3 protein-coding genes are annotated in these 3963 nt (G+C 50.1%); all 3 read right to left on the bottom strand.

The genetic code is table 11. From position 1 onward, the window contains the following. Positions 1–13 precede the first annotated feature (13 nt). Positions 14–736: a TetR/AcrR family transcriptional regulator gene (locus ACO6V1_RS22770; RefSeq protein ID WP_241693334.1), complete on the bottom strand. Its 723-nt coding sequence runs from the start codon at positions 734–736 to the stop codon at positions 14–16. A 452-nt stretch (positions 737–1188) separates the two neighbouring features. Beyond that, positions 1189–2709, bottom strand: coding sequence for a lysine--tRNA ligase (gene lysS / locus ACO6V1_RS22765; protein ID WP_422459604.1), 1521 nt, complete (start codon positions 2707–2709; stop codon positions 1189–1191). Positions 2710–2724: 15 nt separating this feature from the next. Beyond that, a protein-coding gene (gene prfB, locus ACO6V1_RS22760; protein ID WP_422445613.1) for a peptide chain release factor 2 occupies positions 2725–3823 on the bottom strand; the annotation gives its coding sequence in 2 pieces (ribosomal slippage) (positions 2725–3747 and positions 3749–3823; 1098 coding nt in all). Between the last annotated feature and the right edge of the window lie 140 nt (positions 3824–3963).

Below are 3963 nucleotides of genomic sequence, written 5' to 3'. Positions count from 1 at the left end.
AAAAAGGCAATTCCTAACTGTATACACCCAGCATCAACTCTATTTGACGCTTGAGCATTACCCGGAGCCTGTCCACTGTTGTTTCGTCTTCAAAACCTGCAATTAATCCCTGGTACTCAACATGAATGATAATACTGCCAAATAGTTCAGCATCAATATCAGGATGGTTAGAGCCGATTTTTGCAAAGAATGTTTTGAGACTGTCGAGAAAGAACTTCTGGTGACTGAAGGCAATGGGCCTCAGGTTTTCGTTTCGCAGGCATTCCTGCTGGAAAGCACGCTCTGCGATCAGGTAGTCACGATGCTCTGCCAGCTGAATCAGAACATACTCAATAGCAAGATCACTGATCCGGTCAGCAAATACCTGACGACTGGCCTGGTCCGATGGTACAAGCTCTTTCATGGCCATTTTCAGCATACTGTCAGACTCTTCCCAGTACGCCTTGAACTTCTGGGCCCCCATCTCCACAAACAGAGTGAAGGTGTCAGTGATCAGATCCGTAATGTCTTTGAAATAATAGGTGGTTGCAGAAAGAGGAACATTGGCTTCCTTGGCAACAGCACGATGACGGACACCCCTGACTCCATCTCTGACAACGATTCTTAATGCCGCCTCAAGAATTGTACGACGACGCTGTTCACTATTGGCACGACTGGTTTTTCGCCCCTGGTATTTCAGTTTCATATCACTGTCGTGCTTACCAGAGCTTTTCATGCCTTCTGATGAGGAATCCATTGTTGAGACCATATTAAGACTGCCTTACAGTTGCCTGATTGTTTTATAGCGTTCGTCCAGTACCGTCGCTTGAACAAGCATCTTAGTACAGAAATCAACCATACGTATGAAAACCGGCCCTGCCACTATTCAGGGTTATCAGACCGCCATACCTGGAGTACTCCCCATATCCTTATAGACCGATCAGACCGGGCGTATGGCAAACTCCTGGCTTCACCAGCAAAGCGCATCGACTCAACTTCAGGCTCCCGGATACTACATGAGCAGGCTTGGCCTGCTCATGTCGTCAATCCTGAACTATCAGCGACTCAGAAAATAACTGAGTTAAGCAGGTAATTACTAATACGGTAACCAAACGGCAGGTTCATATAACCAATGCAAATGATACCTGCATCGTCGATTCACATATTTGACAAGTACAAACTTAAGCACAATTACTCCCGCGTCAATATCTACTGAGGACGCATGTGAGGGAACAACAACACATCCCTGATGGACGGCGCATCCGTAAACAGCATTACCAGCCGGTCAATACCAATACCTTCTCCGGCAGTGGGTGGCAGACCGTATTCAAGAGCATTGATATAGTCTGCATCGTAATGCATTGCCTCATCGTCCCCGGCATCCTTTTCTGCTACCTGTTGTCTGAAGCGCTCAGCCTGGTCTTCTGAGTCATTCAACTCAGAGAAGCCATTAGCGATTTCCCGACCCCCCACAAAGAACTCAAAGCGCTCAGTAACAAATGGGTTGTCGTCATTTTTACGGGACAGAGGCGACACTTCGGTCGGGTAATCCGTGATGAAGGTAGGGTTAAGCAAGTGATGTTCCACCGTTTCATCAAAGATTTCCATCTGAACCTTGCCAAGCCCCCAGATCGGCTTCACATCAATGCCCAGTTTACCGGCAACCTGTGTGGCTGACTCCAGGTTGTCAATATCAGCGGCATCAAGATCCGGGTTGAAATGCAAGATAGATTCAAATACCGACATCCGCGCAAACGGCTTGCCAAAATCGATCATCTGCCCCTGGTACTCGAACTCAGTTTTACCCAGAACGTCCTGAGCCAGCTGTTTCAGCATGGCTTCAGTGTGATCCATCATGTCGGTATAATCCGCGTAAGCCTGATAGAACTCGATCATTGTAAATTCCGGGTTATGTCTAGTAGACAGCCCTTCATTGCGGAAGTTCCGGTTAATCTCAAATACCCGTTCAAAACCACCAACGACCACACGCTTCAGGTACAGTTCCGGAGCGATACGGAGGTACATATCGATATCCAGCGCGTTGTGATGGGTCACAAACGGTCTGGCCGTGGCACCACCGGGAATCACCTGTAGCATCGGCGTCTCCACTTCCATGAAGTCCTGACCCAGGAAGTAGTTACGGATACCCTGAATGATTCTGGAACGGATCCGGAAGGTTTCCCGGGAGTGTTCACTGGTAATCAGGTCAACATAGCGCTGACGGTATCGCTGCTCGGTATCGGTGAGGCCTTTGTGCTTTTCAGGCAGTGGGCGCAGAGACTTGGTCAGCAGCTGGACAGCACTCATATCAACGTAAAGGTCGCCTTTGCCAGAGCGCTGGACAGCACCTTCTACACCGATAATATCCCCCAGGTCCCAGGTCTTGATGGCATCCAGGGTCTCTTTCGGCAGCTGTTTGCGGTTCACATAGAGCTGGATACGGCCAGACATATCCTGCAGTTCCATGAACGCGCCACGGTTCAACATGATACGGCCAGCCACTTTAACAGGGTGGTTCAGGCCTTCCAGGGCAGCCTTGTCATGATCCTTGAACTGCTCCTGAAGATCGCCAGCCAGCGAATCACGACGGAATTTATTGGGAAATGCCACCCCTTTTGCGCGAATGGCCGCCAGTTTCTCCCGGCGCAGGGTAACCAGGCGGTTCTCTTCATGGGCTTCAGCAGCCTTTTCTGCCTGCGCCTGTTGCGACAAAAAATGTTCTTCAGACATAAAATATTCTTCCAGTTACAGGCCTTTTTTCAGGCTCGCCTCAATGAACTTGTTCAGGTCACCATCCAGCACAGACTGGGTATTCCGGGTTTCTACCCCGGTACGAAGATCCTTAATACGGGAGTCATCCAGTACATAGGAGCGAATCTGACTACCCCAGCCGATGTCCGACTTGGAATCTTCCATCGCCTGAGACTCCGCCGTTCTCTTTTGCATCTCCATCTCATAAAGCTTGGCCTTCAGCTGCTGCATGGCCTTGTCTTTATTCTGGTGCTGGGAACGCTGATTCTGACACTGTACAACAATTCCCGTTGGCCCGTGGGTAATACGCACGGCGGAATCGGTGGTGTTGACGTGCTGTCCACCGGCACCACTGGAACGGTAGGTATCAATACGCAGATCCGCCGGATTGATTTCAATATCAATATTGTCATCAATCTCAGGAGAAACGAAGACGGAAGCAAAGGAGGTATGGCGACGATTACCGGAATCAAACGGGGATTTACGCACCAGGCGATGAACGCCGATTTCCGTTCTCAGCCAGCCAAACGCATAATCCCCGTTAAACTGAACCGTTGCCGATTTGATCCCTGCCACTTCACCGGCAGAGACTTCAATGATGTCCGTTTTGAAACCGTTGGCCTCACCCCAGCGCAGGTACATTCTCAGCAGCATATTGGCCCAGTCCTGGGCCTCAGTACCGCCGGAACCGGCCTGAATATCCAGAAAGGCGCTGTTAGGATCCATTTCACCGGAGAACATACGACGAAATTCAAGTACTTCCAGTTTCCGGGCCAGCTCATCAAGCTCATCCACAACGCCCTGGACACCTTCTTCGTCTTCTTCTTCTACCGACATTTCCAGCAGTTCTTCAGAATCCCCCAGGCCACTGGTCAGCTCTTCAATGGTGGAAACAATCGCTTCCAGGGTGGAACGCTCCTTGCCCAGCTTCTGGGCGTACTCCGGATCGTTCCAGACGTTCGGGTCTTCCAGCTCCCGTTCTACTTCCTGCAACCGCTCACTCTTGTGAGCGTAGTCAAAGATACCCCCTAAGCACGTCAGTACGCGCTCTCAGGTCCTTGATACGCTCCTTAATGGGATTGACTTCAAACATTGCCCTATATCACTCACTTTTTCAGGTGCACACGGCACCACACTTAAATACTGCTATAGCCCCATCCAGGAGCCTGTCGGACTTAAGACTGTCCTGCTTCGGTTGCGATAAATTGGTCTAAAAATTCCTGCTTCTTCGTC

It is taken from the genome of Endozoicomonas sp. ALC013 (assembly GCF_049310205.1).
GTDB lineage: Bacteria > Pseudomonadota > Gammaproteobacteria > Pseudomonadales > Endozoicomonadaceae > Endozoicomonas.
This window is presented reverse-complemented; position numbering and strand designations above follow the sequence as displayed.

Bases quoted from the DNA above. Each gene is read 5' to 3' on its own strand.
- ACO6V1_RS22770 (WP_241693334.1), bottom strand. From the start codon at position 736: ATGGATTCCTCATCAGAAGGCATGAAAAGCTCTGGTAAGCACGACAGT.
- lysS (WP_422459604.1), bottom strand. From the start codon at position 2,709: ATGTCTGAAGAACATTTTTTGTCGCAACAGGCGCAGGCAGAAAAGGCT.